20 protein-coding genes are annotated in these 25,946 nt (G+C 56.6%); 6 read left to right on the top strand and 14 right to left on the bottom strand.

The genetic code is table 11. The features are described 5' to 3' along the window. The first annotated feature begins 5 nt into the window (after positions 1-5). Positions 6-2,084, top strand: coding sequence for a 4-alpha-glucanotransferase (malQ, locus tag ACQG19_RS23120; protein ID WP_023619865.1), 2,079 nt, complete (start codon positions 6-8; stop codon positions 2,082-2,084). Positions 2,085-2,195: 111 nt separating this feature from the next. Here malQ and gntT read toward each other — a convergent pair whose 3' ends face one another. The 3 genes from gntT to gntX form a co-directional block, all read right to left on the bottom strand. Beyond that, positions 2,196-3,512, bottom strand: coding sequence for a gluconate transporter (gntT, locus tag ACQG19_RS23115; protein WP_013099097.1), 1,317 nt, complete (start codon positions 3,510-3,512; stop codon positions 2,196-2,198). 389 nt (positions 3,513-3,901) lie between these two features. Beyond that, the gene (gene nfuA, locus ACQG19_RS23110; RefSeq protein WP_013099096.1) at positions 3,902-4,477 is read right to left on the bottom strand and encodes a Fe-S biogenesis protein NfuA; all 576 of its coding nucleotides are present in this window, start codon (positions 4,475-4,477) and stop codon (positions 3,902-3,904) included. A gap of 61 nt (positions 4,478-4,538) precedes the next feature. Next, positions 4,539-5,222 carry a DNA utilization protein GntX gene (gntX, locus tag ACQG19_RS23105; protein ID WP_058661001.1) on the bottom strand — a complete coding sequence of 228 codons (684 nt, stop codon included), beginning with the start codon at positions 5,220-5,222 and terminating at the stop codon, positions 4,539-4,541. Positions 5,223-5,257: 35 nt separating this feature from the next. Between gntX and bioH the strand changes: the two genes are divergently transcribed. Continuing rightward, positions 5,258-6,040, top strand: coding sequence for a pimeloyl-ACP methyl ester esterase BioH (bioH, locus tag ACQG19_RS23100; protein ID WP_038420750.1), 783 nt, complete (start codon positions 5,258-5,260; stop codon positions 6,038-6,040). Here bioH and feoC read toward each other — a convergent pair. The 5 genes from feoC to greB all read right to left on the bottom strand — a co-directional run bounded on the left by feoC (position 6,012) and on the right by greB (position 12,061). Next, positions 6,012-6,251, bottom strand: a complete 240-nt coding sequence (gene feoC, locus ACQG19_RS23095) for a [Fe-S]-dependent transcriptional repressor FeoC (RefSeq protein ID WP_013099093.1) — start codon at positions 6,249-6,251, stop codon at positions 6,012-6,014. The genes bioH and feoC overlap by 29 nt on opposite strands. An 8-nt stretch (positions 6,252-6,259) precedes the next feature. Then, positions 6,260-8,578: a Fe(2+) transporter permease subunit FeoB gene (feoB, locus tag ACQG19_RS23090; protein WP_013099092.1), complete on the bottom strand. Its 2,319-nt coding sequence runs from the start codon at positions 8,576-8,578 to the stop codon at positions 6,260-6,262. 30 nt (positions 8,579-8,608) lie between these two features. Then, positions 8,609-8,836, bottom strand: coding sequence for a ferrous iron transporter A (gene feoA, locus ACQG19_RS23085; protein ID WP_010436417.1), 228 nt, complete (start codon positions 8,834-8,836; stop codon positions 8,609-8,611). A gap of 334 nt (positions 8,837-9,170) precedes the next feature. Next, positions 9,171-11,501, bottom strand: a complete 2,331-nt coding sequence (locus ACQG19_RS23080; protein WP_062856735.1) for a Tex family protein — start codon at positions 11,499-11,501, stop codon at positions 9,171-9,173. An 86-nt stretch (positions 11,502-11,587) separates the two neighbouring features. Continuing rightward, positions 11,588-12,061 carry a transcription elongation factor GreB gene (greB, locus tag ACQG19_RS23075; RefSeq protein ID WP_013099090.1) on the bottom strand — a complete coding sequence of 158 codons (474 nt, stop codon included), beginning with the start codon at positions 12,059-12,061 and terminating at the stop codon, positions 11,588-11,590. A gap of 232 nt (positions 12,062-12,293) precedes the next feature. Between greB and ompR the strand changes: the two genes are divergently transcribed. Further along, entirely contained in the window at positions 12,294-13,013 is a 720-nt protein-coding gene (gene ompR, locus ACQG19_RS23070) for a two-component system response regulator OmpR (RefSeq protein WP_006177890.1), read from the top strand. Then, positions 13,010-14,356, top strand: a complete 1,347-nt coding sequence (gene envZ, locus ACQG19_RS23065; protein WP_029882169.1) for a two-component system sensor histidine kinase EnvZ — start codon at positions 13,010-13,012, stop codon at positions 14,354-14,356. The genes ompR and envZ overlap by 4 nt, the downstream gene beginning before the upstream one ends. Positions 14,357-14,452: 96 nt before the next feature. Here envZ and pckA read toward each other — a convergent pair whose 3' ends face one another. Continuing rightward, positions 14,453-16,072 (bottom strand): phosphoenolpyruvate carboxykinase (ATP), encoded by a 1,620-nt coding sequence (pckA, locus tag ACQG19_RS23060; protein WP_013099086.1) that lies wholly within the window; start codon positions 16,070-16,072, stop codon positions 14,453-14,455. 335 nt (positions 16,073-16,407) lie between these two features. Here pckA and ACQG19_RS23055 point away from each other — a divergent pair, with 335 nt between their 5' ends. Then, on the top strand, positions 16,408-18,156 hold the full coding sequence (locus tag ACQG19_RS23055; protein ID WP_222169121.1) for a DUF4153 domain-containing protein: 1,749 nt from the start codon (positions 16,408-16,410) through the stop codon (positions 18,154-18,156). Positions 18,157-18,190: 34 nt separating this feature from the next. On the opposite strand, the gene hslO is transcribed toward ACQG19_RS23055, so the two are convergent. From hslO to ACQG19_RS23035, 4 genes are all read right to left on the bottom strand, one after another. Then, complete coding sequence (gene hslO, locus ACQG19_RS23050; RefSeq protein ID WP_013099084.1) at positions 18,191-19,069, bottom strand: Hsp33 family molecular chaperone HslO; 879 nt, start codon at positions 19,067-19,069, stop codon at positions 18,191-18,193. Between the two features lie 24 nt (positions 19,070-19,093). Further along, positions 19,094-19,495: a ribosome-associated heat shock protein Hsp15 gene (hslR, locus tag ACQG19_RS23045; RefSeq protein ID WP_013099083.1), complete on the bottom strand. Its 402-nt coding sequence runs from the start codon at positions 19,493-19,495 to the stop codon at positions 19,094-19,096. Continuing rightward, positions 19,492-20,175, bottom strand: coding sequence for a GMP/IMP nucleotidase (gene yrfG, locus ACQG19_RS23040; RefSeq protein WP_013099082.1), 684 nt, complete (start codon positions 20,173-20,175; stop codon positions 19,492-19,494). The genes hslR and yrfG overlap by 4 nt, the downstream gene beginning before the upstream one ends. Before the next feature lie 62 nt (positions 20,176-20,237). Next, positions 20,238-22,376: an intracellular growth attenuator family protein gene (locus tag ACQG19_RS23035; protein WP_013099081.1), complete on the bottom strand. Its 2,139-nt coding sequence runs from the start codon at positions 22,374-22,376 to the stop codon at positions 20,238-20,240. A gap of 325 nt (positions 22,377-22,701) precedes the next feature. Here ACQG19_RS23035 and nudE point away from each other — a divergent pair, with 325 nt between their 5' ends. Further along, the gene (nudE, locus tag ACQG19_RS23030) at positions 22,702-23,262 is read left to right on the top strand and encodes an ADP compounds hydrolase NudE (RefSeq protein WP_029882167.1); all 561 of its coding nucleotides are present in this window, start codon (positions 22,702-22,704) and stop codon (positions 23,260-23,262) included. A gap of 82 nt (positions 23,263-23,344) precedes the next feature. Here nudE and mrcA read toward each other — a convergent pair whose 3' ends face one another. After that, positions 23,345-25,897 carry a peptidoglycan glycosyltransferase/peptidoglycan DD-transpeptidase MrcA gene (mrcA, locus tag ACQG19_RS23025; protein WP_013099079.1) on the bottom strand — a complete coding sequence of 851 codons (2,553 nt, stop codon included), beginning with the start codon at positions 25,895-25,897 and terminating at the stop codon, positions 23,345-23,347. Between the last annotated feature and the right edge of the window lie 49 nt (positions 25,898-25,946).

The raw sequence follows: 25,946 nt of genomic DNA, 5'->3' as shown, positions 1-25,946 counted from the left end.
GCGCGATGGAGAGTAAACGTCTGGACAGTGCCGCGCAGGCGGCGGGGATCAGCCTCAGTTACATTAATGCTCACGGCAAACCACAGTCTATTGGCGCCGACACCAAAAGACGTTTGCTGGATGCCATGCACAAAACCGACGCGAAAGCGTCGGCCACGCCGGTACCGAACGTTAAAGTCTTCACCGCGGGCAAAAAGATGTCGCTGGCGGTGGAAGGACGCGGCGAGTTTACCTGGCTGCTGACCACCGAAGAGGGACATCAGCACAAGGGCCACGCCACCGGCGGCAAAGCACTCACCCTTCCGGCGAAGCTGCCGGAGGGTTACCACACCCTAACGCTCACCCAGGACGAGCTGCGCTTTCACTGCCGGTTGATCGTGGCGCCAAAACGTTGTTATGAGCCGCAGGCGTTGCTCGAAGGCAAAAAGCTGTGGGGTGCCTGCGTGCAACTCTACACCCTGCGCTCTGACAGCAACTGGGGCATCGGCGATTTTGGTGACCTGAAAAAGATGCTGGCATCGGTGGGGGAGCGCGGTGGTGCGTTTATCGGCCTCAACCCGATCCACGCCCTCTATCCGGCTAACCCGGAGAGTGCCAGCCCGTACAGCCCGTCGTCCCGTCGCTGGCTGAACGTGATTTACATCGACGTGAATGCGTTAGACGATTTCAAAAACAGCCCGGAAGCGCAGGCGTGGTGGGCACTTAGCACCACTCAGCAGGCGCTGAAGCAGGCGCGCGAAGCAGACTGGGTGGACTATTCCACCGTGACGGCGCTGAAGATGGCTGCCCTGCGTCTGGCGTGGAAAGGCTTTTCTCAGCGAGATGACGAGGAGATGGCCGCCTTCCGTCAGTTTGTGGCGCAGGAGGGCGAGAGCCTCTACTGGCAGGCGGCGTTCGATGCGCTGCATGCGTATCAGGTGAAAGAGGACGAAATGCGCTGGGGCTGGCCGGTCTGGCCGGAGGCGTATCAATCCGTCGACACGCCTGAAGTCAAAGCGTTCTGTAAAAAATACGCCGATGAAGTGGACTTCTACCTGTGGCTGCAGTGGCTGGCGTACAGCCAGTTTGCCGACTGCTGGCAGGTGAGCCAGGGCTATAAGATGCCGATAGGTCTGTATCGCGACCTGGCCGTTGGCGTGGCAGAAGGCGGGGCGGAAACCTGGTGTGACCGTGAGCTGTACTGCCTGAAGGCCTCCGTAGGCGCACCACCGGATATTCTGGGCCCGCTCGGCCAGAACTGGGGCCTGCCGCCGATGGATCCGCACGTGATGGCGGCGCGTGCCTACGAGCCGTTTATCGATCTGCTGCGCGCCAACATGCAGAACTGCGGCGCGCTGCGTATCGACCACGTGATGTCGGTGCTGCGCCTGTGGTGGATCCCCTACGGTGAGACGGCCGATCACGGGGCGTATGTTCAGTATCCGGTTGACGATCTGCTGTCGATCCTGGCGCTGGAAAGCAAGCGCCATCAGTGCATGGTGATCGGCGAAGATCTCGGTACCGTGCCGGTAGAAATCGTCAGTAAGCTTCGCGACAGCGGCGTTTACTCCTATAAAGTGCTCTATTTTGAAAACGACCATGAGAAAACCTTCCGCGCGCCGCAAGCGTACCCTGAACAGTCAATGGCAGTCGCGACGACGCATGACCTTCCTACGCTTCGTGGCTATTGGGAAAGCGGCGATCTGACGCTCGGTAAAACCCTGGGTCTCTATCCGGATGAAGATGTCCTTCGCGGCCTGTATCAGGATCGCGAGCTGGCGAAGCAGGGTCTGCTGGATGCACTGCATAAGCACGGCTGTCTGCCGAAACGCGCCGGGCATAAAGCGTCGCTGATGTCGATGACGCCGACGCTCAACCGCGGATTGCAGCGCTACATCGCCGACAGCAACAGCGCCCTGCTGGGCCTGCAGCCGGAAGACTGGATTGATATGGCGGAGCCGGTGAACATCCCGGGCACCAGCTATCAGTACAAGAACTGGCGCCGCAAGTTATCCACCACGCTTGAGACGATGTTTGCCGATGACGGGGTGAACAGGCTGATTAAGGATTTGGATAAGCGGCGAAAAGCAGTCGCGAAGAAGTGATAAAAAAACCCGCCAGTGGCAGGTTTTTTATTGCCCGGTGGCGCTACGCTTACCGGGCCTACATGGAGCGAGTAGGTCGGGTAAGGCGAAGCCGCCACCCGACTTATGGCATCAGACCACCATATTCAACAGCAGCACCCCGACCAGACCGCACACCGAAATAATGGTTTCCAGCGCGGACCAGGACTTGATGGTTTCACCGATAGTCAGGTTGAAGTACTCCTTGAACAGCCAGAAGCCCGGGTCGTTCACGTGTGAGAAAATCACGCTACCGGAACCGACGGCAATAACCATCAGCTCAGGGCTGACGCCCGTGGTGGCAATCAGTGGCGCAACGATACCGCCCGCGGTGATTGCCGCAACGGTTGCAGAACCCAGCGCGATACGCAGAACTGCGGCGATAGACCAGGCCATCAGAAGCGGCGACACGTTGGTTTCATGCATCATGGCCGCGATGTATTTATCCACACCGCTATCGACCAGAACCTGCTTGAACGCACCGCCACCGCCGATGATCAACAGCATCATGGCAATGATTTTGATGGAAGAGGTCAGCGTGTCGTTGATCTGATCCATGGAACGACCGCGGTTCAGGCCGAAGGTGAACATCGCGATCAACACCGCAATCAGCGTGGCCATCACCGGGTCGCCGAGGAACTCAGCAACGGACAGGAACGCGTGACCTTTCGGCAGAACCATCTCTGCCACGGCGCGCATCGCCATCAGGATCACCGGGACCAGAGAGGTCCAGACGCTGACGCCAAAGCCAGGCATTTCTTCTTCGGTGAAGGTTTTCGCGCTGTACAGACCTTCCGGAATCGGCTTATCAATGCCTTTCAGGAAGCGGGCATAAACAGGGCCTGCCAGAATCACGGTTGGGATGGCCAGAATCGTACCGAACAGCAGGGTTTTACCCATATCGGCGTGGAAAATGGTGGCGATAGCGGTTGGGCCCGGGTGCGGTGGCAGGAAGCCGTGCGTCACGGACAGCGCTGCTGCCATTGGCACACCGACATACAGCAGCGGAATGCTCGCCGCCGCCGCAATGGTGAAGACCAGCGGCAGCATCAGCACGAAGCCCACTTCATAGAACAGTGCGAAACCGACGGTAAAACCGGTTAACACAACTGCCCACTGGATGTTCTTCTTACCAAATTTGTCGATAAGCGTGGTGGCGATACGCTGTGCGCCACCGCAGTCCGCCAGCATTTTGCCGAGCATGGCGCCAAAGCCCATGATCAACGCCAGGCTGCCGAGCGTGCCGCCGACACCCGCTTTAATGGAGCTAATAACTTTGACCAGCGGCATCCCTTGCATCAGACCGACTGCAAGTGCCACCAGAACCAGAGCGATAAACCCGTTCATTTTGAAACGGATCATCAAGAGCAGTAATAACACAACACCGATAGCAACGATGACTAATGGCATGATTTACCTGGCCTTTGAATTGTTATGGGTAACGTCATTGTTTCAACGACACGTTCCGGTTGTCCCAACTGGGAACAGAGTGGTTAACGGCACTAATACTGATACCTTGGAAACTATTTAGTTTAGTCGGCTGTTATGAGTGTGTTTAGTGCCCATGAGAATGATACGGGTAACATGATGTGATTGAGAATCACCCTGGAGGGCAAAATTTAAATTATGAGACGCAGGTCAACATATGGAGGTAAACGCAAAACGGTAACCGCAAGGTTACCGTTTTTAATGTTTTCACCCTCTCCCGTGGGAGAGGGGCGGGGTGAGGGCATCAGACCGCACTATTTTTGTAGGCCCGGTAAGCGCAGCGCCACCGGGCAATACAGACGGGCAATGAATCAGTAGTAAGAGTGCTCGCCGCGCTGGTGTTCGGTCAGGTCACGCACGCCTTTCAGTTCCGGGAACTCGTTCAGCAGCTGCTTCTCGATCCCTTCTTTCAGGGTCACATCGACCATGGAGCAACCGTTACAGCCGCCGCCAAACTGCAAAATTGCGTAGCCTTCGTCGGTGATTTCCATCAGGGAAACGCGACCACCGTGACCGGCCAGCTGCGGGTTGATCTGGGATTGCAGCAGATACTCTACGCGCTCCATCAGCGGGGCATCGTCAGATACTTTACGCATTTTGGCGTTTGGCGCTTTCAGCGTCAGCTGCGAGCCCAGCTGGTCGGTGACGAAGTCGATCTCCGCATCTTCAAGATACGGCGCGCTCAGCTCATCAACATATGCCGTGAGCTGGTCAAATTTAAGGGCAGTGTCAGTTGCTTCCACCGCGTCTGGCGGACAATAGGAGACACCACATTCTGCATTCGGAGTGCCTGGATTGATCACAAACACGCGGATCTGCGTCCCTTCTTCCTGATTTGCCAGCAGTTTGGCAAAGTGCGCTTGTGCAGAATCGGAAATACGGATCATAGCTTTGGCCTAATAGTTGACTAAATTACCTGGGTATAATCATACGCCCATTGGAGAAGGGCTACAAGGTACGGCACAGACACCATACCTGAACCGACGCGGCGCCGCTTTGCAAAAGCAGTCGGGAAAGTTCAGCAACGGTACTGCCTGTGGTGACGACATCATCCACAATCGCGATATGGAGCCCTTTGACGGCGAATTCAAGGCGAAAGGCGTTTTTGAGGTTCCTTTTGCGAAGCCGGGCGCTCAGCTGATGCTGAATGGCAGTGGCATGGCGGCGCGTCAGCGCAGCGGCTGGGTACTGACAGCCGAGCCACCGGGCGAGCGGGCGACAGAGCAGGTCGCTCTGGTTGTAGCCGCGTCGCCAGTGACGGCGCCGGTATAAGGGCACATTCAGCACCATATCCACTTTCGGCAGCGCGCGCGTGCGCCGTGCCTGCAACACCGCCAGCAATAACAGGCGGGCGAGAGGGCGAGCCAGCGCAATCTGGCCGGAAAACTTCAGCGCGTGGATAAGCCTGCTTAACGGTGGAACGTAATCATCGACCGCCACCAGGGCGCTCCACGGTGGTGGCTTTTTCAGGCAGCGACCGCAGGGAAACTGTGGACTGTACGCCGGTAAACCGCACTGCGGGCAGGTCGTGATGCTGCTTGCCAGCGAACGCGTGCAGACGGAACAGACTCCCCACGCGCTCAGCGCAAGTGGCATTCGACATAGCCAGCACAAGCCGGGCACTGTTAGCATAGACAACCTCCATGTAAAAAAGAGAACAGTAACTGATGAAGACGCTGTGGTGGCAGACCGTAGGGACGGGAAATCGCCATCTTGTGCTGCTGCACGGATGGGGACTGAATGCGGAAGTATGGCATTGCGTAAATGAGGAACTTGCCTCGCATTTCACGCTGCATCTGGTGGATTTACCCGGTTTTGGCCGCAGCCGCGGCTATGGGGCGATGTCGCTTGACGAAATGGCGCAGCAGGTTCTGGCCGCCGCACCGCAACAGGCCATCTGGCTCGGCTGGAGTCTGGGCGGGCTGGTGGCAAGTGAGGTTGCATTAACAAACCCTGAACGCGTGCAGGCGCTGGTAACGGTGGCCTCGTCGCCGAACTTCAGTGCGCAGGAGGAGTGGCCGGGTATTAAGCCGGACGTACTGAGCAACTTCCAGCGGCAGTTGAGCGAAGATTACCAGCGAACGGTAGAACGCTTCCTGGCCCTGCAGACGATGGGGACGGAGAGCGCCCGTAAGGATGCTCGTCTGCTGAAGCAGACCGTGCTGTCGCTGCCGATGCCGGATGTGGAGGTGCTGAACGGGGGGCTCGAGTTACTGAAAACGGTCGACCTGCGTGAGCCGCTGACCGCGCTGGCGGTGCCGCACCTGCGCATTTATGGTTATCTGGATGGGCTGGTTCCACGCAAAGTGGTACCACTGCTGGATGAACTGTGGCCAGAGAGTCAATCGCTGACAATCGCCAAAGCGGCCCATGCGCCGTTTATCTCGCATCCTGCCGAATTTTGTTCAGCGTTGATCGCCTTCAGTCACGAAGTGCCCACCACTCCCTGAGACAGGCTTTCCCTTCCGGGCAATGTTTACAACTGCCGGACAGACAACCGTCCGGCTCTTCCTGAATACGTATGGCTTTCCCCATCGCTTCCAGTCTTTCCAGCATGGCATCGATCATCGGCTGCGGCGTATGCAGGCTGAGGCTCAGCTGTTTTGCCTCCATACGCCCCTGCAACGCCAGTAAATCACGAACCTGAATCAACGATGCCATGGCTCCCCCTAGTGACAGTCGCCCGCCGGGCTGTTGCAGCAGGTCGCGGCGGTTTTACGGTTTGCCAGCAGGTTAATATCGACGCGGCTGCGTGCCCGGCGTAGCAGACCGAGAACGAGCACGTTAAACAGCACAACCGCCAGGATGCAGACCAGGCTGTAGCGCGGATGCTGGCTGAAGTTAACGGTCTGGTAAAAGAGCGTCGCCAGCGAGTAGGCGATGTTTAAGCCCCACAGGATGGAGAACCCCATCCAGCCGCGGCTGGACTCACGGGCTATCGCCCCCATCACCGAGATGCACGGAATATAGAGCAGGACAAAGATGAGGTAGCTGTAGGCCGCTGACGCGCTGCCAAATTTCTCGCTCATCACGCCCATGGCACCGGTGGCCATTTCGCCGTCGCCTTTGCTGGCTTCAATCGGGTTCGCCAGTACGCTCAGGCTGAAAGTGTCTTTCAGGCTCTGCCAGGTCTCTTCCACCGCGCCGAGCAGTTCATCACCGAGGTGGAACGCCGCCGGGTTAAACTCTTCTTCCTGGATATTCTCAGCGGTGTAAAGCGTGTTCAGGGTGCCGACCACCACCTCTTTTGCCATCGCGCCGGTGAACAGGCCAACGGTCGCCTGCCAGTTGTCTTCATGCACGCCAATCGGTTTAAACACCGGGGTAATGATGCGGCTCACGGAGGCGAGGGCGGAGTCGTTGATGTTATCCGCCGCCTGCCCGCTCAGGGTGAAACTGTTCAGCGCGCTCAGGAAGATGCTGACGATGACAATCACTTTACCGGCGCGCAGCACAAAACCTTTCAGGCGCTGCCAGGTCTGGATCGCCAGGCTTTTCAGATGCGGCACGTGATACACCGGCAGTTCCATCACAAACGGCGACGCTTCCCCGCGCATGATGGTGTGTTTAAGCATGAGCCCGGTCAGGATCGCCATCACGATGCCCAGCACATACAGCGAGAAGACCGCCAGTGCCCCTTCCTGACCAAAGAAGGCCGCGGCAAAGACCGCAAAGATAGCCAGTCGCGCCCCGCAGGACATAAATGGCGCCATCATGATGGTCATCAGACGTTCGCGGGGTGCATCAAGCGTGCGCGCACCCATTACCGACGGGACGTTACAGCCGAAGCCGACAATCAGCGGGACGAAGGATTTACCCGGCAGACCCAGGGCCTGCATCAGACGATCCATCACGAAAGCCGCACGCGCCATGTAACCGGAGTCCTCAAGGAACGAGAGGAACAGGTACATCATGCCGATTTGCGGTACCAGCGGCAGAACGGTGTTGATACCACCACCGATCCCCTGGGCGAGGAAAATGGTCAGCCATTCCGGGAAGTGCAGGGTGTAGCCCAGCCACTGAATACCGTGGACAAATATCGCCACAGAACCAGCATCGAAAATAGGCTGTAGCGCGCCACCGATGTTAATGGCGAGCAGGAACATCAGGTACATGACCAGTAAAAAGATCGGCAAACCGAGGAAGCGGTTAAGCACAATCTTGTCCACGGCGGCCGTAAAGCGGCTTGGCTCGGCCGTCAGGGCATTACTGACCACGTCGCAAATGGCGGCGATGGCCTGATAGCGCGCGTCGGCGATATGCAGGGCCGGGTCATCGAGCTCATCGCTCAGACGCGCCAGCGCCACGTCCAGTTTGTCTGCGGCATGGCCCGCATAGGCGCGGCTGTAGATATCGCCTTCCAGCATCTGCAGGCCGAGCCACAGGCGCTGTCTGGCGGGCATGCTGTTGTCCATCTCCTGCGCCAGCAGACCGGCTTCGCGCAGAAGCGGTTGCGCATAGTGCACCAGCTCAACGTCGGCGTTGCCCGCGTGGCGGTCAATGGCCAGCTTCAGTGCGTCAATTCCGCGGGCACGGGTAGAAACCAGCGGCACTACCGGGCAGCCCAGACGCGCGGAGAGGGCGTCGACGTCGATACGCAGCTTTTGTTTCTCTGCGATGTCGAGCATGTTGAGCGCCACAATGCAGGGGATCCCCAGCTCGAGCAGCTGCAGCGTCAGATAGAGGTTACGCTCCAGGTTAGATGCATCGACCACGTTGATTAACAGGTCCGCATCGCCACTCAGAATATAGTGACAGGCAATCTGCTCATCGAGCGAGGTTTGTGACGAAATGGTGGTTAAGGAGTAGGTGCCGGGCAGATCCACCAGGGTGACTTGATTGTCTGTCGTGGTGAACTGGCCTTCTTTACGTTCAACCGTTACGCCCGCCCAGTTACCCACACGCTGGCGTGCACCGGTGAGCTGGTTAAATAACGTTGTCTTGCCGGAATTAGGATTGCCAATTAAGCCAATAGTTAATTTTTTCATTGTTTTCGACTCACTGAAACCGCTGGCTTGTTATTGTGATAAGGCTTCGACTTCAATTAATGCGAGGTCTTTTTTACGCAGTACCAGATTCACGCGCCGGGTTTCGATATGAACGGGATCACCTAACGGGGCCACGCGCACTACCTGGAATGACGAGCCGGGGAGCATGCCCAGCGACAGCAGCTTTTGCCGATAGGCCGGGCTAATTTCGCGGGTAAAACCGGTAATTTTCCATGCACTGTCTGGAGTGAATTGCATAATGCCTGATTCCACGGAAGGTTAAATTATCTACTATGGGATGATAATGAGAATAGTTTTTATCAGCAATATGAAAACTGTGACGGAATGTTGTTAAGCGTATTAATTTACGGCCTGTTTGACCTTGCTCAATATTTGCTGAATTACGGGGCAGGGAATAATAAATGTATTTGTTAACGGAGTGATAAATGGTGGTTTAAATATGGATATGCAATCGGTTTCATCTCTTGCTATATAATTTGTCCCCTCCCCCCGGCCCTCTCCCACAGGGAGAGGGTGTTCAAGTTCCCTCTCCCCTTTGGGGAGAGGGTTAGGGTGAGGGGCATTTACAACCTTAGCGTTTCTTACCCATCGCGGCCGCCAGCGCATCCATCATTGCGCTGTTACCCGCTGGCTGCGCATCACGCCCGCGCGGCTTCGCGCCTTTAGCGGCAGGGCGCTGCTGCTCACGGCCACCGCCGTTACTGCCGCGGCGCGCGTTGGTTTCACCTGGCTGCTCGTCCAGACGCATGGTCAGCGCGATTCGCTTGCGCTGCAGGTCCACTTCCAGCACTTTCACCTTCACGATATCGCCCGCTTTGACCACCGTATGTGGATCTTCAACGAACTTATCGGCGAGCGATGAGATATGCACCAGACCATCCTGATGCACGCCGATATCGACAAAAGCGCCAAAGTTAGTGACGTTGGTGACGGCGCCTTCCAGCACCATGCCCGGCAGCAGGTCGTTCATGGTCTCGATACCGTCGGCAAAGGTCGCGGTTTTGAACTCAGGACGCGGATCGCGGCCCGGTTTTTCCAGCTCTTTGATGATGTCGGTCACGGTCGGCACGCCGAACTGCTCGTCGGTGAAATCGACCGCTTTCAGGTTGCGCAGCGCGTTGCTGTCGCCCATCAGGTCTTTGAGTGCCTGCTGGGTCGCTGCCAGTATGCGCTCAACCACCGGGTAGGCTTCCGGGTGAACGGTTGACGCATCCAGCGGGTTATCGCCGTGGTTGATGCGCAGGAAGCCCGCACACTGCTCAAACGCTTTCGGCCCCAGACGGCTTACCTTCAGCAACTGCTGGCGGTTCTGGAACTGACCGTTCTCATCACGCCAGGCAACGATGTTCTGCGCCATCATGCGGGTTAAGCCTGCCACGCGGGTCAGCAGAGGAACGGAGGCGGTGTTCAGGTCCACGCCCACGGCGTTTACGCAATCTTCCACCACCGCATCCAGCTTACGCGCCAGCTGCGTCTGGCTCACGTCGTGCTGATACTGGCCCACACCGATGGATTTCGGGTCGATCTTCACCAGTTCCGCCAGCGGATCCTGCAGACGACGGGCGATAGAGACCGCACCGCGCAGGGAGACGTCCAGGTCCGGGAACTCCTGGGCCGCCAGCTCTGACGCAGAATAGACGGACGCCCCGGCCTCGCTGACGATCACTTTCTGCGCCGTCACTTTCGGGAACTGTTTCTGCACGTCGAGGTAGAAACGTTCGGTTTCGCGGGAGGCCGTACCGTTGCCGATAGCCACCAGCTCAACGTTATATTTCTCGCACAGCGCGGCCACCACTACAGCGGCCTTCGCCGCCTGACCGGTATGCGGGTAAATGGTGTCGGTTGCCACCAGCTTGCCGGTGCCGTCAACCACCGCCACTTTTACGCCGGTACGCAGACCCGGATCGAGACCCATGGTCGCACGCAGACCAGCAGGTGCGGCCATCAGCAGATCATGCAGGTTACGGGCAAAAACGTTGATTGCTTCGTCTTCCGCACGCTCGCGCACGGTGCCCATCAGTTCGGTTTCGAGGTGCATCAGCACCTTAATGCGCCACGTCCAGCTCACCACGCCTTTACGCCAGCTGTCTGCCGGGGCGTTATTCAGGCGCAGGCCGAGGTGATCGGTGATGATCTGCTCGCAGTGGCTCTCTTTTGGCGGCTCATCAAACTGCGGGTCGGCGTTGAGAGAGAGCTGCAGCACGCCTTCATTACGGCCGCGGAACATGGCCAGCGCACGGTGAGAAGGCACGGTTGAAATCGGTTCGTGGTGATCGAAGTAGTCGCGGAATTTCGCGCCTTCCTCTTCTTTGCCTGCCACCACGGTAGAGACGATGTGGGCGTTCTTCCACAGATAATCACGCACACGGGAGAGCAGGGCGGCATCCTCGGAGAAGCGCTCCATCAGAATGTAGCGTGCGCCATCAAGGGCCGCTTTGGTGTCTGCCACGCCTTTGTCAGCGTCGATAAATTTGGCCGCTTCGGTTTCCGGGTCGTGTGACGGTTCGTTCCACAGCAGCTCGGCCAGCGGCTCCAGACCTGCTTCAATTGCAATCTGCCCGCGCGTACGGCGCTTCGGTTTATAGGGCAGATAAAGGTCTTCGAGTTCAGTTTTGCTCAGGGTGCCGTTAATGGCCTTTTCCAGATCGCTGGTCAGTTTGCCCTGTTCGCCGATGGATTTGAGGATTGCCTGACGGCGGTCTTCCAGTTCACGGAGGTAGCCCAGACGGGTCTCCAGGTTACGCAGCTGCGTGTCATCCAGACCGCCGGTGACTTCCTTACGATAACGTGCAATAAACGGCACGGTGTTCCCTTCATCAAGCAGGCGAACGGCAGCTTCTACCTGTTCGGCTCTGGCCTGAAGTTCACCCGCAATAATGCGGCAGAGCGAATCTTTCATCATGGCTTTATCATCTTGTGGGTCAAAAATCAGGGGATAGTTATACGGGCTGACACGGTAAAATGCCAGCCGTGGAGGGCGCTCTCGGACTATTTTACGTAGGTGATCTCATTGACGTACCAGCTCGCTTCTCCGGCAGGCGTCTGGACGACGGCTAAATCACCCACCTCCTTTTTCAGCAGCGCGCGGGCCATCGGCGAGTCGATGGAGATGTAATCCTTACGGCCAAAAATTTCGTCGTACCCGACAATGCGAAAGCGCAGGGTATTGCCATCATCATTCTCGATCTCAACCCACGCGCCGAAGAAGACTTTGCCCTCCTGCTGCGGTGAATAATCGACAATTTTAAGATTCTCGAGACATTTGGTCAGATAGCGTACCCGACGGTCGATCTCACGCAGCCGCTTTTTGTTGTACTGGTAGTCAGCATTTTCGCTGCGGTCGCCCAGGCTTGCCGCCCAGGTGACTTTTTTGGTCACTTCCGGACGCTCTTCGCGCCACAGGTAATCCATCTCTTTTTTGAGTTTTTCGTACCCTTCGCGGGTGATCAGGGGCGTTTTCATACTGTGACCTTCAGACTCGACTTCATTGCAAACATTGCGCACATTACGTATCACGTAGTCTATCAGACAGCGTTAATAATCATTTATGTGATGAATTGTGCAGATAAGCTGCTGTTAAATATGCTTTGTAACAATTTCGACTAGAATTTATACCAGAATTCGCTGGTCGAACCCGTGCACTTTTTTAGAATACGCTGTTATTAGACTATCCGAACCTTTGGGAGTACACACAATGCAAGAGAACTACAAAATTCTGGTCGTAGATGACGACATGCGCCTGCGTGCGCTGCTGGAACGTTATCTGACCGAGCAGGGCTTCCAGGTTCGTAGCGTCGCGAACGCTGAGCAGATGGACCGCCTGCTGACCCGTGAATCCTTCCATCTGATGGTCCTCGACCTGATGCTGCCGGGCGAAGACGGGCTCTCTATCTGCCGCCGTCTGCGCAGCCAGAGCAACCCCATGCCAATCATTATGGTGACGGCGAAAGGGGAAGAGGTTGACCGTATCGTGGGCCTCGAAATTGGCGCTGACGACTACATTCCTAAACCGTTTAACCCGCGTGAACTGCTGGCGCGTATTCGTGCCGTGCTGCGCCGTCAGGCGAACGAACTGCCAGGCGCACCGTCGCAGGAAGAAGCGGTGATTGCGTTCGGGAAGTTCAAGCTGAACCTCGGTACGCGTGAGATGTTCCGTGAAGACGAGCCAATGCCGCTCACCAGCGGTGAGTTCGCGGTACTGAAAGCGCTGGTCAGCCACCCGCGTGAGCCGCTCTCCCGTGACAAGCTGATGAACCTGGCGCGCGGCCGTGAATACTCGGCAATGGAACGTTCCATCGACGTGCAGATCTCTCGTCTGCGCCGCATGGTGGAAGAAGATCCGGCGCATCCTCGTTATATTCAGACCGTATGGGGTCTGGGCTACGTGTTCGTCCCGGACGGCGCTAAAGCATGAGGCGAATGCGCTTCTCACCGCGAAGCTCGTTTGCCCGTACCCTGCTTTTGATTGTCACCTTGCTGTTTGTCAGCCTGGTGACAACCTACCTGGTGGTGCTGAACTTTGCGATCCTGCCGAGCCTTCAGCAGTTTAATAAGGTCCTGGCGTACGAAGTGCGTATGCTGATGACCGATAAACTGCAGCTGGAGGACGGCACGCAGTTAGTGGTTCCTCCGGCGTTTCGCCGTGAAATCTACCGTGAACTGGGCATTTCGCTCTACTCGAATGAAGCGGCGGAAGACGCGGGTCTGCGCTGGGCGCAGCACTATGAATTCCTCAGCCAGCAGATGGCGCAGCAGCTGGGGGGCCCGACGGAGGTGCGTGTTGAGGTCAACAAAAGCTCGCCGGTCGTCTGGCTGAAAACCTGGCTGTCACCCAATATCTGGGTGCGCGTTCCGCTGACCGAAATCCACCAGGGCGACTTCTCGCCGCTGTTCCGCTACACCCTTGCCATCATGCTGTTAGCGATAGGCGGCGCGTGGCTGTTTATCCGTATACAGAACCGACCGCTGGTCGACCTGGAACACGCTGCGCTCCAGGTCGGTAAAGGGATCATTCCGCCGCCGCTGCGTGAATATGGCGCATCGGAGGTGCGTTCGGTGACGCGCGCGTTTAATCATATGGCGGCTGGCGTCAAACAGCTGGCTGATGACCGTACGCTGCTGATGGCGGGCGTCAGCCATGATCTGCGTACGCCACTCACGCGTATCCGACTGGCGACGGAGATGATGGGCGAAGAGGACGGTTATCTCGCCGAGTCCATCAACAAGGATATCGAAGAGTGTAACGCCATCATTGAGCAGTTTATTGACTACCTGCGTACCGGGCAGGAGATGCCGATGGAGATGGCTGACCTGAACGCGGTGCTGGGCGAAGTGGTGGCGGCTGAAAGCGGCTACGAGCGTGAGATTGATACCGACCTTCAGGCCGGTGAAATTCAGGTTCGTATGCACCCGCTCTCCATCAAGCGCGCGGTGGCAAATATGGTGGTGAATGCGGCCCGCTACGGTAATGGCTGGATTAAAGTCAGCAGCGGATCGGAACTCAACCGCGCCTGGTTCCAGGTGGAAGATGACGGTCCGGGTATCAAGCCCGAGCAGCGTAAGCATCTGTTCCAGCCGTTTGTGCGCGGCGACAGCGCGCGCAGCACCAGCGGAACCGGTTTAGGCCTGGCGATTGTGCAGCGTATTGTTGATAACCATAACGGGTTGCTGGAGATTGGTACCAGCGAGCGGGGTGGGTTGAGCATTCGCGCCTGGTTGCCGGTGCCGGTGACGCGGGGGCAAGTGAAAGAGGGGTAATCGGGGTGCGGCCTGATGCCCTCACCCCGGCCCTCTCCCACGGGGAGAGGGAGAAACCATTAAAAAAGGCAACTTTCGTTGCCTTTTTGCTTTTACCTACAGCTTCGGTCCCGCACTCACCAGCGCTTCACCCGCCGGGGTATCGGTATACTTCTCGAAGTTCTCAATAAACAGCTTCGCCAGCGTTTCCGCTTTCTCACGCCACTGTTCCGGGGATCCATAGGTGTTACGCGGGTCAAGGATATGCGTATCCACGCCCGGCAGCGCCGTTGGAATAGCCAGATCAAACATCGGCAGGGTGAAGGTTTCAGCGTTATCCAGAGAACCATCCAGAATGGCGTCAATAATGGCGCGGGTATCTTTGATGGAGATACGCTTGCCGGTACCGTTCCAGCCGGTGTTAACCAGGTACGCCTGCGCCCCGGAGGCCTGCATGCGTTTTACCAGCACTTCTGCGTACTGCGTCGGGTGCAGCGACAGGAAGGCCGCGCCGAAGCAGGCGGAGAACGTTGGGGTTGGCTCCGTCACGCCGCGCTCGGTGCCCGCCAGTTTGGCGGTAAAACCGGAGAGGAAGTGATACTGCGTCTGGCTGGCGGTCAGGCGGGAAACCGGCGGCAGCACGCCGAACGCATCCGCCGTCAGGAAAATCACCTTCGTCGCATGACCCGCTTTCGACACCGGCTTCACAATGTTGTCGATGTGGTAGATCGGGTAGGAAACGCGGGTGTTTTCGGTTTTGGATGCGTCGTCGAAGTCGATAGAGCCGTCGGCACGTACGGTGACGTTTTCCAGCAGCGCATCGCGGCGGATGGCATGGAAGATATCCGGCTCAGCTTCTTCAGACAGACGAATGGTCTTCGCGTAGCAACCGCCTTCGAAGTTAAACACGCCGTCGTCATCCCAGCCGTGCTCGTCATCCCCAATCAGACGACGTTTTGGATCGGTAGACAGGGTGGTTTTACCGGTGCCGGACAGGCCGAAGAACACCGCCACATCCCCTTTTTCACCGACGTTCGCTGAGCAGTGCATAGAGGCGATACCGCGAAGCGGCAGCAGGTAGTTCATGACCGAGAACATGCCTTTCTTCATCTCGCCGCCGTACCAGGTACCGCCAATCAGCTGGATACGCTCGGTCAGGTTAAAGGCGATAAAGTTCTCGGAGTTCAGGCCCTGCTCTTGCCACTGTGGGTTGGTGCATTTGGCACCGTTCATCACGATGAAATCGGGTTTGAACGTCTGCAGCTCTTCGTCGGTTGGACGAATAAACATGTTTTTCACGAAATGCGCCTGCCAGGCCACTTCGGTGATAAAACGCACGGAAAGACGGGTGTCGGCGTTAGCGCCGCAGAAAGCGTCGACAATGAACAGACGCTTGCCGGAAAGTTGCTGGGTGACGAGCCCTTTCAGATGCTGCCAGGTTTCCGGGGAGAGCGGTTTGTTATCGTTCTTCCCTTTGCCCTTGTCAGCCCACCACAGCGTATCGCGGGTGGTTTCGTCTCGGACGATATACTTATCTTTCGGCGAACGACCGGTAAAGATACCGGTATCGACGGCGATAGCACCAAGGTTAGTCAACACACCTCGCTCGTATCCTTCCAGTGCTGGATTGAGCTCTTCCTGATACAGCGTATCGTAATCGGGGTTGTAGACGACTTCCTGGACGTCGTGAATACCATAAGCCTTGAGATCTTGCGGGGTTAAACCAGTAACACGCATATCACTGCTCCTTAGCCAATATGTACTGCCTGAAATTGTAGGGTTTTTCTGAGGTTGTTAACCGCGACGGGGCTCATAGATTTACGTATCTGGTCAAAACCCTTACTAACGGAAAACGCTGCGACTCCAGTCACAGGGCAGGCGGATTATCGCAGGAATCGCTTTTTTGTTGGGGAAAATGTTCCGAAAAGGTTAATGGCTGGTGATTTTATCGGAAAGAATGTGAATGTAATCGCATACACGTAAGAAAATTACGTAAGGGTTACAGTATGAAAACGATTCATGTCGTCCGCGGATTGATGAAACAATACGCTTTTCTGAAAAAGGGATGAGAGATGGAAAACAGTGAAACGTTATCCTCTTCAACGCGCCTGGCCATCGTGCTGGTGGGCGCTTTACAGGGGCTGATTTGCTACGGGATCAGCGAGTACATCGCGTATGCGAAATTGCCATCCGATACGGTGTGGTCTTTGTGCGTGATGCCTGCAACGGTGGCGATGACCGCCACTGTCGCGCTTTCCGTGACGTCATTCAGAAAACCGTTACTCTGGCTGGCGCTCGCGATCGTTGGCGCTGTTGTCGCCGGTATGGGCGCCTGGCTTAAGTGGAGCGTGTCCGGGCTTGAACACTGGGAAATTAAAGAGGTCGTGCTTGTCTGGGGCTTTCATCTTCTGTTGATGATGCTATTGATGTTGCCATGGCTGCAAAGGCGTCTGTCGCCTGCGACGACGGCCTCGTTCTACAGTGATTTTTACGATAAGCACTGGCACAACGCGCTGACTATACTCACTATTTTTATCTCCAACGGCCTCTTCTGGCTGGTGCTTTTCCTCTGGGCTGAACTCTTCAAACTCATTGGCATTCAGTTTTTTGATCGCCTTTTCTTCCAGTCTGACTGGTTTATTTCAGTGGCGATTGGCGTGGTTTCTGCCAGTGTCGCCGTGCTGGCGCGTATGCAGGTGCGCTTGATGCGCGCATTACAAAACCTGCTTACCCTGATCGCCACCGGCCTGTTGCCTCTGATGGCGGCCTTAGCCCTGCTGTTTATTGGCGCATTGCCCGTGATGGGCTTTGAGGCCATTTCCGCACGGATATCCGCGGCGGGCCTGCTGACCGCCTTAGCGCTACTGCTCCTTTTTCTGGTGACGATTGTCTGGCATCCGCAGCGTCAGACGCTACCTTACTATGCGCTTCTCAACGGGATGGTTCGTCTCGCCATCGCTATCGTTCCCGCCTATCCGGTGTTAGCAGGGTGGGCGTTATGGCTGCGCATTTCGCAATATGGCTGGTCGCCGGAGCGTCTGTATGGCGTGCTCATTACGCTGGTAGCGCTGGTCTGGGCGGTAGGATTTTGCATAAGCGTTGTCTTCTGTCGCCGCCAGGCACAAAAGCTGCAGGCGTCTGTTATCCCGCTAACGGGGTCACTTGCGCTTATTCTCCTGATCTTGATTCATACGCCGGTGCTTGATCCGTGGCGTATCAGCGTTGAAAGCCATATGGCGCGCTACCACGACGGACGCATCAACGCGGATCAGGTCAGCCTGTATATGCTCAGCAACAGCGGGCGTAAGGGACGCGAAGCCATGCAGACGCTGCAATACGATCGGCAGTTTATGGCTGAGCCAAAGCGCCAGCGTGAGCTGTACGGCCTTCTCAGCGGAAACCGGGACGGAGCAGGGAAGATGACAGCCGGGATGCTTGAGAAGCAGTTCACACTCGCACCGGGTACGTCTCGCCCCGACAAGGGGTTATGGCAGGCGATGCTGAATAACCAGTACCGATTTGATTCCTGCAGCCGCGAGCGGAAAACCTGTTTACTGATGTCGCTGGATCTGAACGGCGACGGCAAGCCTGAAGCGGTGATTTATCAGTTTAGCGACCGCACGATTGTGGTGTACACGCAAACCGGTACCGGCTGGAAGCTGGCAGGCGATACCTGGAAAATGCCTGATGGTTTATCACGGGAAGAGCTGGAACGCGCAGTGCAGCAGGGGAAGGTGAAATCCGTTGTGAAGCCGTGGGCAGATATTGAGATCTTCGGTGAACGCGTAGAGATAAACTACGATAATGCGCTGGTGCGTTAACAAAACGGCTCCTTGTGGAGCCGTTGCTTTATGATCAGTGAACCTGCGGATCCGCCGGAGAGGCGTTGTTGCGGATTTCAGCGATATCCATCGAGTTGAACACATAGTGCGTACCGCAGTAGTCACAGTGCATATCGATTTCACCGTCTTCAGCCATAATGCTGTCGATCTCTTCATCCGGCAGGGTTTTCAGTGCGCCAGCGCAGCGTTCACGTGAACAGGTACACTTAAACTCCACGGCTTGTGGATCGTAAACCGTCACCTCTTCTTCATGATACAGGCGCCACAGCACATCGGTCGCCGACAGGTTGAACAGCTCTTCCGCCTTGATGGTTTCGGTCAGCGTCGCCAGGTGCTCAAAATCATTGGTCTGCGCATCCTGTGCGGGCAGAACCTGCAGCAGCATACCGCCTGCAGCGGGTTGCCCGTCTACTTCACCGGTACGGATGAACAGGCGAGTTGGCAGCTGTTCTGAACGCATGAAGTAATCTTCCAGGCAAGCGGCCAGGGTATCGCCTTCCAGACCGACCACGCCCTGATAGCGTTCACCTTCTTCCGGGGAGATGGTGATCACCAGGTAGCCATTCCCCACCAGCGTTTTCAGGTCGGCATTTTCAGGAACGTCGCCCTGAACGCGCGCGACGCCGCGCATCTGCTGCTGATTGTTACCGTTGATCACGGCCAGCGACATCGGGCCATCACCCTGCAGCTGCACGGTGATATCACCGGCAAACTTCAGCGTGGCGGTCAGCAGGCTGGTGGCAACCAGCAGTTCGCCCAACAGGGTTTTCACCGGCAGCGGGTAGTTGTGGTTTTCCAGAATCTGTTTCCAGGTTTCGGATACGGTGACCAGCTCGCCACGCACGGCGAATTGTTCAAACAGATAGCGGTGTAATTGGTCGTGTTGGGCCATAATAGTCTCTCGTGCAGGTGAGGGTTACTCGGTCTCACCGTGTTTAAATTTCATCAGATCGCGGCGCTCTTTTTTATCCGGTCGCCGGTCCGGGTGGGGCATGGTCAGCGCATTCATTTTGCGCGCCAGCGCGGTCTTTTCGCGCTTTTCAATGCTCTCAGCCGTCTCTTCATAAAGCTGTACGGCTTCAGATGCGGGCCGTCGTTGTTCGGTAATGGCTTTAATCACCACCGTTCGTTCATCGTTGCCCTGACGCAGCGTTAAGGTGGCATTCAGTTCAACCAGCTTACTCGGCTTGCTACGCTGGCCGTTGTAATGCACCTTTCCGCCGTCGATCATCTCGCGGGCAAGGGCGCGCGTTTTATAAAAACGGGCTGCCCACAGCCATTTATCCAGTCTTACCCCATCTGAGGGTTTTTCTTTCATGGCGTCTCCTTCACGGTCAGTGAGGGGATCATCTGACGATAGTCACCCAGCCCCGGATGCCGCAGATAGCTTTTGTCCGCCAGGCCGGAGTCAGGATTGGTCACGCCCAGGCAGTAGCGAATGCCAAACGCCGCAGCGGAATCCAGAATGGGCTCGCTGTCATCAATGAACAGCGTGCGTTCCGGCTGTAAACCGGTCTCTTCCTTCACCGCATGCCACAACCGCTGATCCTCTTTCGGATAACCAAATGTGTGGGTGGAAAGTAATAAATCAAGGTGTGACGCAAGACCCGTATGTTCCAGCTTCACGGCCAGATTATGTGGATGGGCGTTGGTCAGCAAAATACGGCGCTTGCCGCTTGCTTTCAGCGCATCCAGGAAGGGCACGGTGTCCTCACGCAGTACGGCGCGCGGGCCCTGGGCGGTGGTCATGGCACAAATATCCAAACCGAGTCGTTCGCTCCAGTAGTCCAGACAGTACCAGTTTAGCGTATGTTGCACCGCGCTATATTGCGAACGAATGAATTCCTGCGCTTCTGCCGGGGAGATACCCTGCTGTTCGCCATAGGTCTCCGGGACCAGCTTTTGCCAGAAGTAATTATCGAAGGCGAGATCGAGCAGCGTGCCGTCCATATCCAGCAGGACGGTATCAACCTCCTGCCAGGCGATATCAAGATGCATAGGGGAACTCCAGCCAGAAGAAACGTGCGCGACAGGGTAGCACAACTTGTCGCGCAGCGATGTTATCCGATCAGGCTCTCAGAGGAGGGGACCAGCTTAGGATTAAGGCAATTTTCGTAGTATTGCTGGATCTCAGCAAGCCGGGTGCGCGAACGCTGGTAACGGCGCAGGGCCATAATGCCGTTCCAGAAAATAGACACCAGCATGGCGATCATCAGCAGTGATGTACCGATATAACGCCATAAACCCGCGCTGTCAGGCATCCGGTGCAGGCCGATATGGCGCGTACCGTTGGCATCGGTAAAGATACTGGTCACAATCCCTTCGGCACTGAATGGCGTTTGCATCAGCATCTGCGCCAGACGCTGGAACTGCCCCCATTGTTCCTGAGCCGGGTAGTCGTACAGGGCAATCTGCGGATAAGGCTGATCGACCAGGTCGCTGCCTTCATCGCTGACAATCACAAAACCGCCAGGCGCCGGGCTATTCAGCGCCTGGGCCGCACGGGTGGTTTCACGCATCACAAACGGCGCGGTAGAGGTCGCCACCAGGTTATCCAGCGATTCGGCACTCACCGGGCGCAGTAGCACGTTCACCCCGTCCAGACGACCCGCTTCGGCGCGCTTCACCAGCGAGTCCCAGTCTTTGCTGTTACCCAGGTTCACGAGCGCATTTTTAAGGCGAACGCACTCATCCTGTGCTGAACATAAATCCTGCGTTTTCAATACGATTTCGCCAAAGTCATCCAGCAGTACCATCCCGGATTTCTGAATGGCAGAACGCAGGGCAGGGCTGACGCGTGAATCATCATCGGTTTTCGGGTGCAGCTGGCGGTTGAGCGTCTGGGTGAGCGCAGTGGCTTTATTGACGACATCCGATTCTGGCAGCGGCAACGGCGGCGCATCGTTCCAGACGATTTGCGAGCAGTCGAACGGCATGAACGGCGAGTTCTGACGGGTATTCCAGGCCCCTGGGGTGTGGATGTTACACATTCCGGTACCCTTCAGACGGAGCGTATCACCCACCCGCACGCCAGCGTCATCCAGCTGCTTAACGCTGGTGGCCTCTACGGTTTGTGCCCCTTTGATCCACGACAGGGTGAATTTGATGGGCATATCCAGCGGCACGAACAGCAGCAACAGAGCAAAGACCAGCGCCGCGCCCCCGGCGATAACCGTACTGCGTAGCCAGTGCTGAAGCGGGAAGTTTTTCACTTCATCGTGCAGGGAGAGGAAGCGCCCCTGACGCACAACATGGCGGTCAAGGTAGATATCAATATCGGTTTTATGCCCCAAATCCTGTGCAATCCATGGCTGCCAGTGGCGCGGATAGATAAGGTCAATAATCCCGAGGGAGATATTGTTGATATGTTCCTGATCGTTCTCACCGAACAGGCCCCAGCGCTTAGGGGTGCCGCGCAGGCAGTGAATTTCACGCAAAGAGGTTTTGGCTGGAGGCGCAAACAGCCCCCACAGCCCGGCGGCCAACAGCAGCAGCGCACCGCCCGCGAGCCACGGGACAAACACATCCGGCGTCAGCAGACAGAAGAAAAAGAGCAGGAAGGCGGCCACAATCAGGACCGCCTCGCGAATGCCATCCGGACGACTCAGGGCGTGCTCTTCATGAGTCTCCTGACGAATGTTCAGCAGTTCAATTTGCTCGGTCTCTTCACCGCGAATGGAGGCCTGCTTTGAACTCGCGCGTTCCAGCGCAAAGCGCGGTGCTTCATGAATGTATTCATTCAGCGTATGGCCGTTCAGGGAGATGACCAGCGGCAGCGAATCGGTATGGATAAGCTCAACGCTGTTTTCGTCATTAATGTACTGCTCCCAGGAGGGAGGCAGATGCACTTCAACGGAGTCGAGGTAGTAACGCCATTTATTGGGATCGTCAGTCGTGATGCCATAACGGGTGATGGAGCGCGTCACGCAGAGCACGGTGTCGCTTTGTGCGTTCAGATTGAGGGTGACCGGCGCAGCCGTAGCCCCCGTTGGCCCGGGCGTTAACTGGGAACGGTTGAGGGTTTCGAGATAGTTCTCAACAGCATCGCGCTCTTCTTGCGTGAGTTTACGCGTTGTGGCACCGGCAAAGGCCGTTAAAAAGGGCAGCCTGAAACGACGCTGTACGCGACGCCTGTATACCCACCCTGCAACTAAAGCGCCGGCCAGCATAGCAGCGAGAACGATCAAAATGGTGCTCATGCTTTCCCCATCTTACTTTATCTTCTTACAGGTGTAGTCAGTGCACCTTTAACAATGAATGAGAGTCTGTGGTTGGCTATCGGCAAGCATGGAGTCGAACTTGAGCATTCTGCAGCGCATCCCAGTGACCGATGATGATAGCAAAGCCTGTCATGGCGCGATATCAGCAAATTCCTGGAAACATTTCAACCTCTTGACATTTGTTTTGATTTGAGGATTGATTCCTGTCAGGTTGCACAAATGTAAATAAAGAACAATTGACATTGCCGAAACCGTGCGGCGTATCGCACAATAAAGTCAGTTCACACTTCAAAGACCCGTCAAGATGAGCAAACCACTACAAAAACCCACCATTCTGAGTGTTGAAACTGTCGCGAAATCCCGGCTGTTTAATGTCGAAAGTGTGGACCTGGAGTTCAGCAACGGCGTGCGTCGCGTTTATGAACGTATGCGCCCCTCATCGCGTGAAGCGGTGATGATCATCCCCATTGTTGATGACCATCTGATTTTGATCCGCGAGTATGCAGTGGGCACGGAATCTTATGAACTGGGTTTCTCGAAAGGGCTTATTGATCCGGGTGAAACGGTCTTTGAAGCAGCAAACCGCGAGCTGAAAGAAGAGGTTGGGTTTGGCGCGAAAGAGCTATCGTTCCTGAAAAAACTGAGCATGGCTCCCTCCTATTTTTCCAGCAAAATGAACATTGTGGTGGCTGAAGATCTATACCCTGAATCGCTGGAAGGTGATGAGCCGGAGCCGCTGCCCCAGGTTCGCTGGCCACTGGCGCACCTGATGGATTTGCTGGAAGATCCTGACTTCAATGAGGCGCGTAACGTGAGCGCGCTGTTCCTGGTGCGGGAATGGCTGAAGGGGCAGGGGCGGCTGTAGTGGCCTGATGCCCCAACCCTCTCCCACGGGAGAGGGAGCAAACACAAAAACGGCAACCCGAGGTTGCCGTTTTGCTTTGTTGTCAGAACAGCTCGTGCGTCTCGCCGTTATCAATAATCTCTGTACCCACCTCATGCACCGCCTGCGTGGTTGGCTGCGTACCTTCGATGAAATACTCCTCACGGCTATTGCCACCGTTGGCTAACTGCCCGGTGCTGCGGTCGATATTGACCGTGACCACGCCCGGCGGTGGCGTCAGCGGCTGCTCCGGCACGCCCTCAAGAACGGATTTCATATAGGCATCCCAGGCTGGTTGCGCACTTTTGGCCCCACCTTCGTAGCCGGAAATCTGATCTTTGATCGCGCCAGACGCCGTGGTGCGGCCTAAATCGCGGCGGTGATCGTCAAAGCCGATCCAGACCGAAGTCACCACGCCCGGACCGTAGCCGGAGAACCAGGCATCTTTCGAGCTGTTGGTGGTCCCGGTTTTACCGCCGATATCGTGGCGCTGTAAATCACGCCCGGCACGCCAGCCGGTACCCTGCCAGCCCGGTTCACCGAAGATGTTGGTATTCAACGCGCTCTTGATCAGGAATGACAGCGGGGTGTTGATCACATGCGGGGCATACTCCTGCGCACCGCTCTGCGCCACCAGCGCCTGGTTTGCCTGTTCCAGCTGTGGCTGCGGCACCACGCCGTTCGGCTGCTCCTGCGACACGGCGACATCTTCCATGTCCTTGTTTTCAAGCACGTCAGACTTCGGCGTATTGCCGTAAATCACCGGAATATCGCACTCCGCACAGGCAATTTTCGGTTTCGCTTCGAACAGCACACCACCCTGGTCGTTTTCGATTTTACTGATGAAGTACGGGTCGATCAGGAAGCCGCCGTTGGCCATGACCGAATACCCCCGCGCCACCTGCAGCGGCGTGAACGATGCCGAGCCTAACGCCAGCGATTCGGTGCGCACGATGTTCTGTGCCGGGAAGCCAAAACGTTGCAGATATTCTGCCGCGTAATCGACGCCCATTGCACGCATTGCACGCACCATCACCACGTTTTTCGACTGACCCAGCCCCTGACGAAGGCGAATAGGACCTGCGTATTCCGCCGGCGAGTTCTTCGGCTGCCAGTCGGAACCGGCACCGGCATCCCAGCGAGAGATCGGCACGTCATTGAGGATACTGGCAAGCGTTAAGCCTTTATCCATCGCCGCCGTGTAGAGGAACGGTTTGATATTCGAACCGACCTGACGCAGCGCCTGCGTCGCGCGGTTGAATTTGCTCTGGTTGAAATCAAACCCACCCACCAGCGCCAGCACGGCACCGTTTTGCGGGTTAATGGAGACCAGCGCGGAGTTGACGTCTGGCACCTGCGCCAGCCACCAGGCATCGCCCACCTGACGCACCCAGATTTGTTGTCCGGTTTGTACGACATCGGTCACTTTGCGTGGCGTTGGTCCCTGTAAGGTGTCAGAGCGGTACGGACGCGCCCAGCGGATCCCGTCCATGCGCAAGGAGACTGAGGTGCCATCCGCAAGCGTTGCAACGGCTTCCTGAGGCGTGGCCTGCGTCACCACCGCAGGCAGCAGCGGGCCGTAGGTAGGCAGCGCTTTCAGCGTACTGGTGATTTTTTTACTGTCCCAGGCGCTTTCTCCCACCTTCCACAGCACGTTGGACGGGCCGCGATAGCCGTGACGCATATCGTAGTCCATCACGTTATTTCTCACCGCATCCTGTGCTGCCTGCTGCCCTTTACGGGTAACCGTGGTGTATACGCGATAACCATCTTCATAGGCCTTATCCCCATAACGGCTGACCATTTCCTGGCGAACCATTTCGGTCAGATACGGGGCAGAGAAGGCGATTTCCGGCGCATGGTAGTTAGCGTCGATGACATCGTTGCGTGCCTGCTCATATTCACTCTGGCTGATGTAGCCTTCGCTCAGCATACGTGACAGAACGACATTGCGACGTGCGGTGGCGCGATCGAGCGAGTAGAGCGGGTTAAACGTGGACGGGGCTTTAGGCAGGCCGGCAATGGTCGCCATTTCGCTTAAGGTCAGTTGCTCCACGGGCTTGCCGAAGTACACCTGTGCCGCAGCACCCACGCCATAGGCGCGATAACCGAGATAGATCTTGTTGAGGTAAAGCTCAAGGATTTCGTCTTTACTCAGCAACTGCTCAATGCGGATCGCGAGGAACACCTCTTTTATCTTACGGATCAGCGTCTTTTCAGGGCTGAGGAAAAAGTTACGCGCCAGCTGCTGCGTAATGGTACTTGCCCCCTGAGAGGCATGCCCGGAGAACAGCGCAACGCTTGCGGCACGGAAAATCCCCACCGGGTCAACGCCGTGGTGCTCGTAAAAACGGCTGTCCTCTGTGGCGATGAAGGCCTTCACCATCACAGGGGGAATTTGGTTTAAGGTCAGCGGGATACGGCGTTTTTCGCCGTACTGCGCCATCAGCTCGCCGTCGGCGCTGTAAACCTGCATTGGGATCTGGAGCCGCACATCACGAAGCGTAGCGACATCAGGTAGCTGCGGCTCAATATATTTGTACAAACCATAAATCGAGCCTGCTCCCAGCAGAATGCAACACACTGCAAGGATTAATAAATACTTTACGAACTTCACCGGAGATTTCCCATCTGGTTTCACTTGGGCAGTTTCTAAACAATCGCGC

This window comes from Enterobacter cloacae complex sp. 277I4 (genome assembly GCF_050031465.1).
GTDB classification, from domain to species: domain Bacteria; phylum Pseudomonadota; class Gammaproteobacteria; order Enterobacterales; family Enterobacteriaceae; genus Enterobacter; species Enterobacter cloacae.
Note: the sequence above shows the minus strand (reverse complement) of the source record. Positions and strands in the feature narration are given on the sequence as shown.

Bases quoted from the DNA above. Each gene is read 5' to 3' on its own strand.
- malQ (WP_023619865.1), top strand. From the start codon at position 6: ATGGAGAGTAAACGTCTGGACAGTGCCGCGCAGGCGGCGGGGATCAGC.
- gntT (WP_013099097.1), bottom strand. From the start codon at position 3,512: ATGCCATTAGTCATCGTTGCTATCGGTGTTGTGTTATTACTGCTCTTG.
- nfuA (WP_013099096.1), bottom strand. From the start codon at position 4,477: ATGATCCGTATTTCCGATTCTGCACAAGCGCACTTTGCCAAACTGCTG.
- gntX (WP_058661001.1), bottom strand. From the start codon at position 5,222: ATGCTAACAGTGCCCGGCTTGTGCTGGCTATGTCGAATGCCACTTGCG.
- bioH (WP_038420750.1), top strand. From the start codon at position 5,258: ATGAAGACGCTGTGGTGGCAGACCGTAGGGACGGGAAATCGCCATCTT.
- feoC (WP_013099093.1), bottom strand. From the start codon at position 6,251: ATGGCATCGTTGATTCAGGTTCGTGATTTACTGGCGTTGCAGGGGCGT.
- feoB (WP_013099092.1), bottom strand. From the start codon at position 8,578: ATGAAAAAATTAACTATTGGCTTAATTGGCAATCCTAATTCCGGCAAG.
- feoA (WP_010436417.1), bottom strand. From the start codon at position 8,836: ATGCAATTCACTCCAGACAGTGCATGGAAAATTACCGGTTTTACCCGC.
- ACQG19_RS23080 (WP_062856735.1), bottom strand. From the start codon at position 11,501: ATGATGAAAGATTCGCTCTGCCGCATTATTGCGGGTGAACTTCAGGCC.
- greB (WP_013099090.1), bottom strand. From the start codon at position 12,061: ATGAAAACGCCCCTGATCACCCGCGAAGGGTACGAAAAACTCAAAAAA.
- ompR (WP_006177890.1), top strand. From the start codon at position 12,294: ATGCAAGAGAACTACAAAATTCTGGTCGTAGATGACGACATGCGCCTG.
- envZ (WP_029882169.1), top strand. From the start codon at position 13,010: ATGAGGCGAATGCGCTTCTCACCGCGAAGCTCGTTTGCCCGTACCCTG.
- pckA (WP_013099086.1), bottom strand. From the start codon at position 16,072: ATGCGTGTTACTGGTTTAACCCCGCAAGATCTCAAGGCTTATGGTATT.
- ACQG19_RS23055 (WP_222169121.1), top strand. From the start codon at position 16,408: ATGGAAAACAGTGAAACGTTATCCTCTTCAACGCGCCTGGCCATCGTG.
- hslO (WP_013099084.1), bottom strand. From the start codon at position 19,069: ATGGCCCAACACGACCAATTACACCGCTATCTGTTTGAACAATTCGCC.
- hslR (WP_013099083.1), bottom strand. From the start codon at position 19,495: ATGAAAGAAAAACCCTCAGATGGGGTAAGACTGGATAAATGGCTGTGG.
- yrfG (WP_013099082.1), bottom strand. From the start codon at position 20,175: ATGCATCTTGATATCGCCTGGCAGGAGGTTGATACCGTCCTGCTGGAT.
- ACQG19_RS23035 (WP_013099081.1), bottom strand. From the start codon at position 22,376: ATGAGCACCATTTTGATCGTTCTCGCTGCTATGCTGGCCGGCGCTTTA.
- nudE (WP_029882167.1), top strand. From the start codon at position 22,702: ATGAGCAAACCACTACAAAAACCCACCATTCTGAGTGTTGAAACTGTC.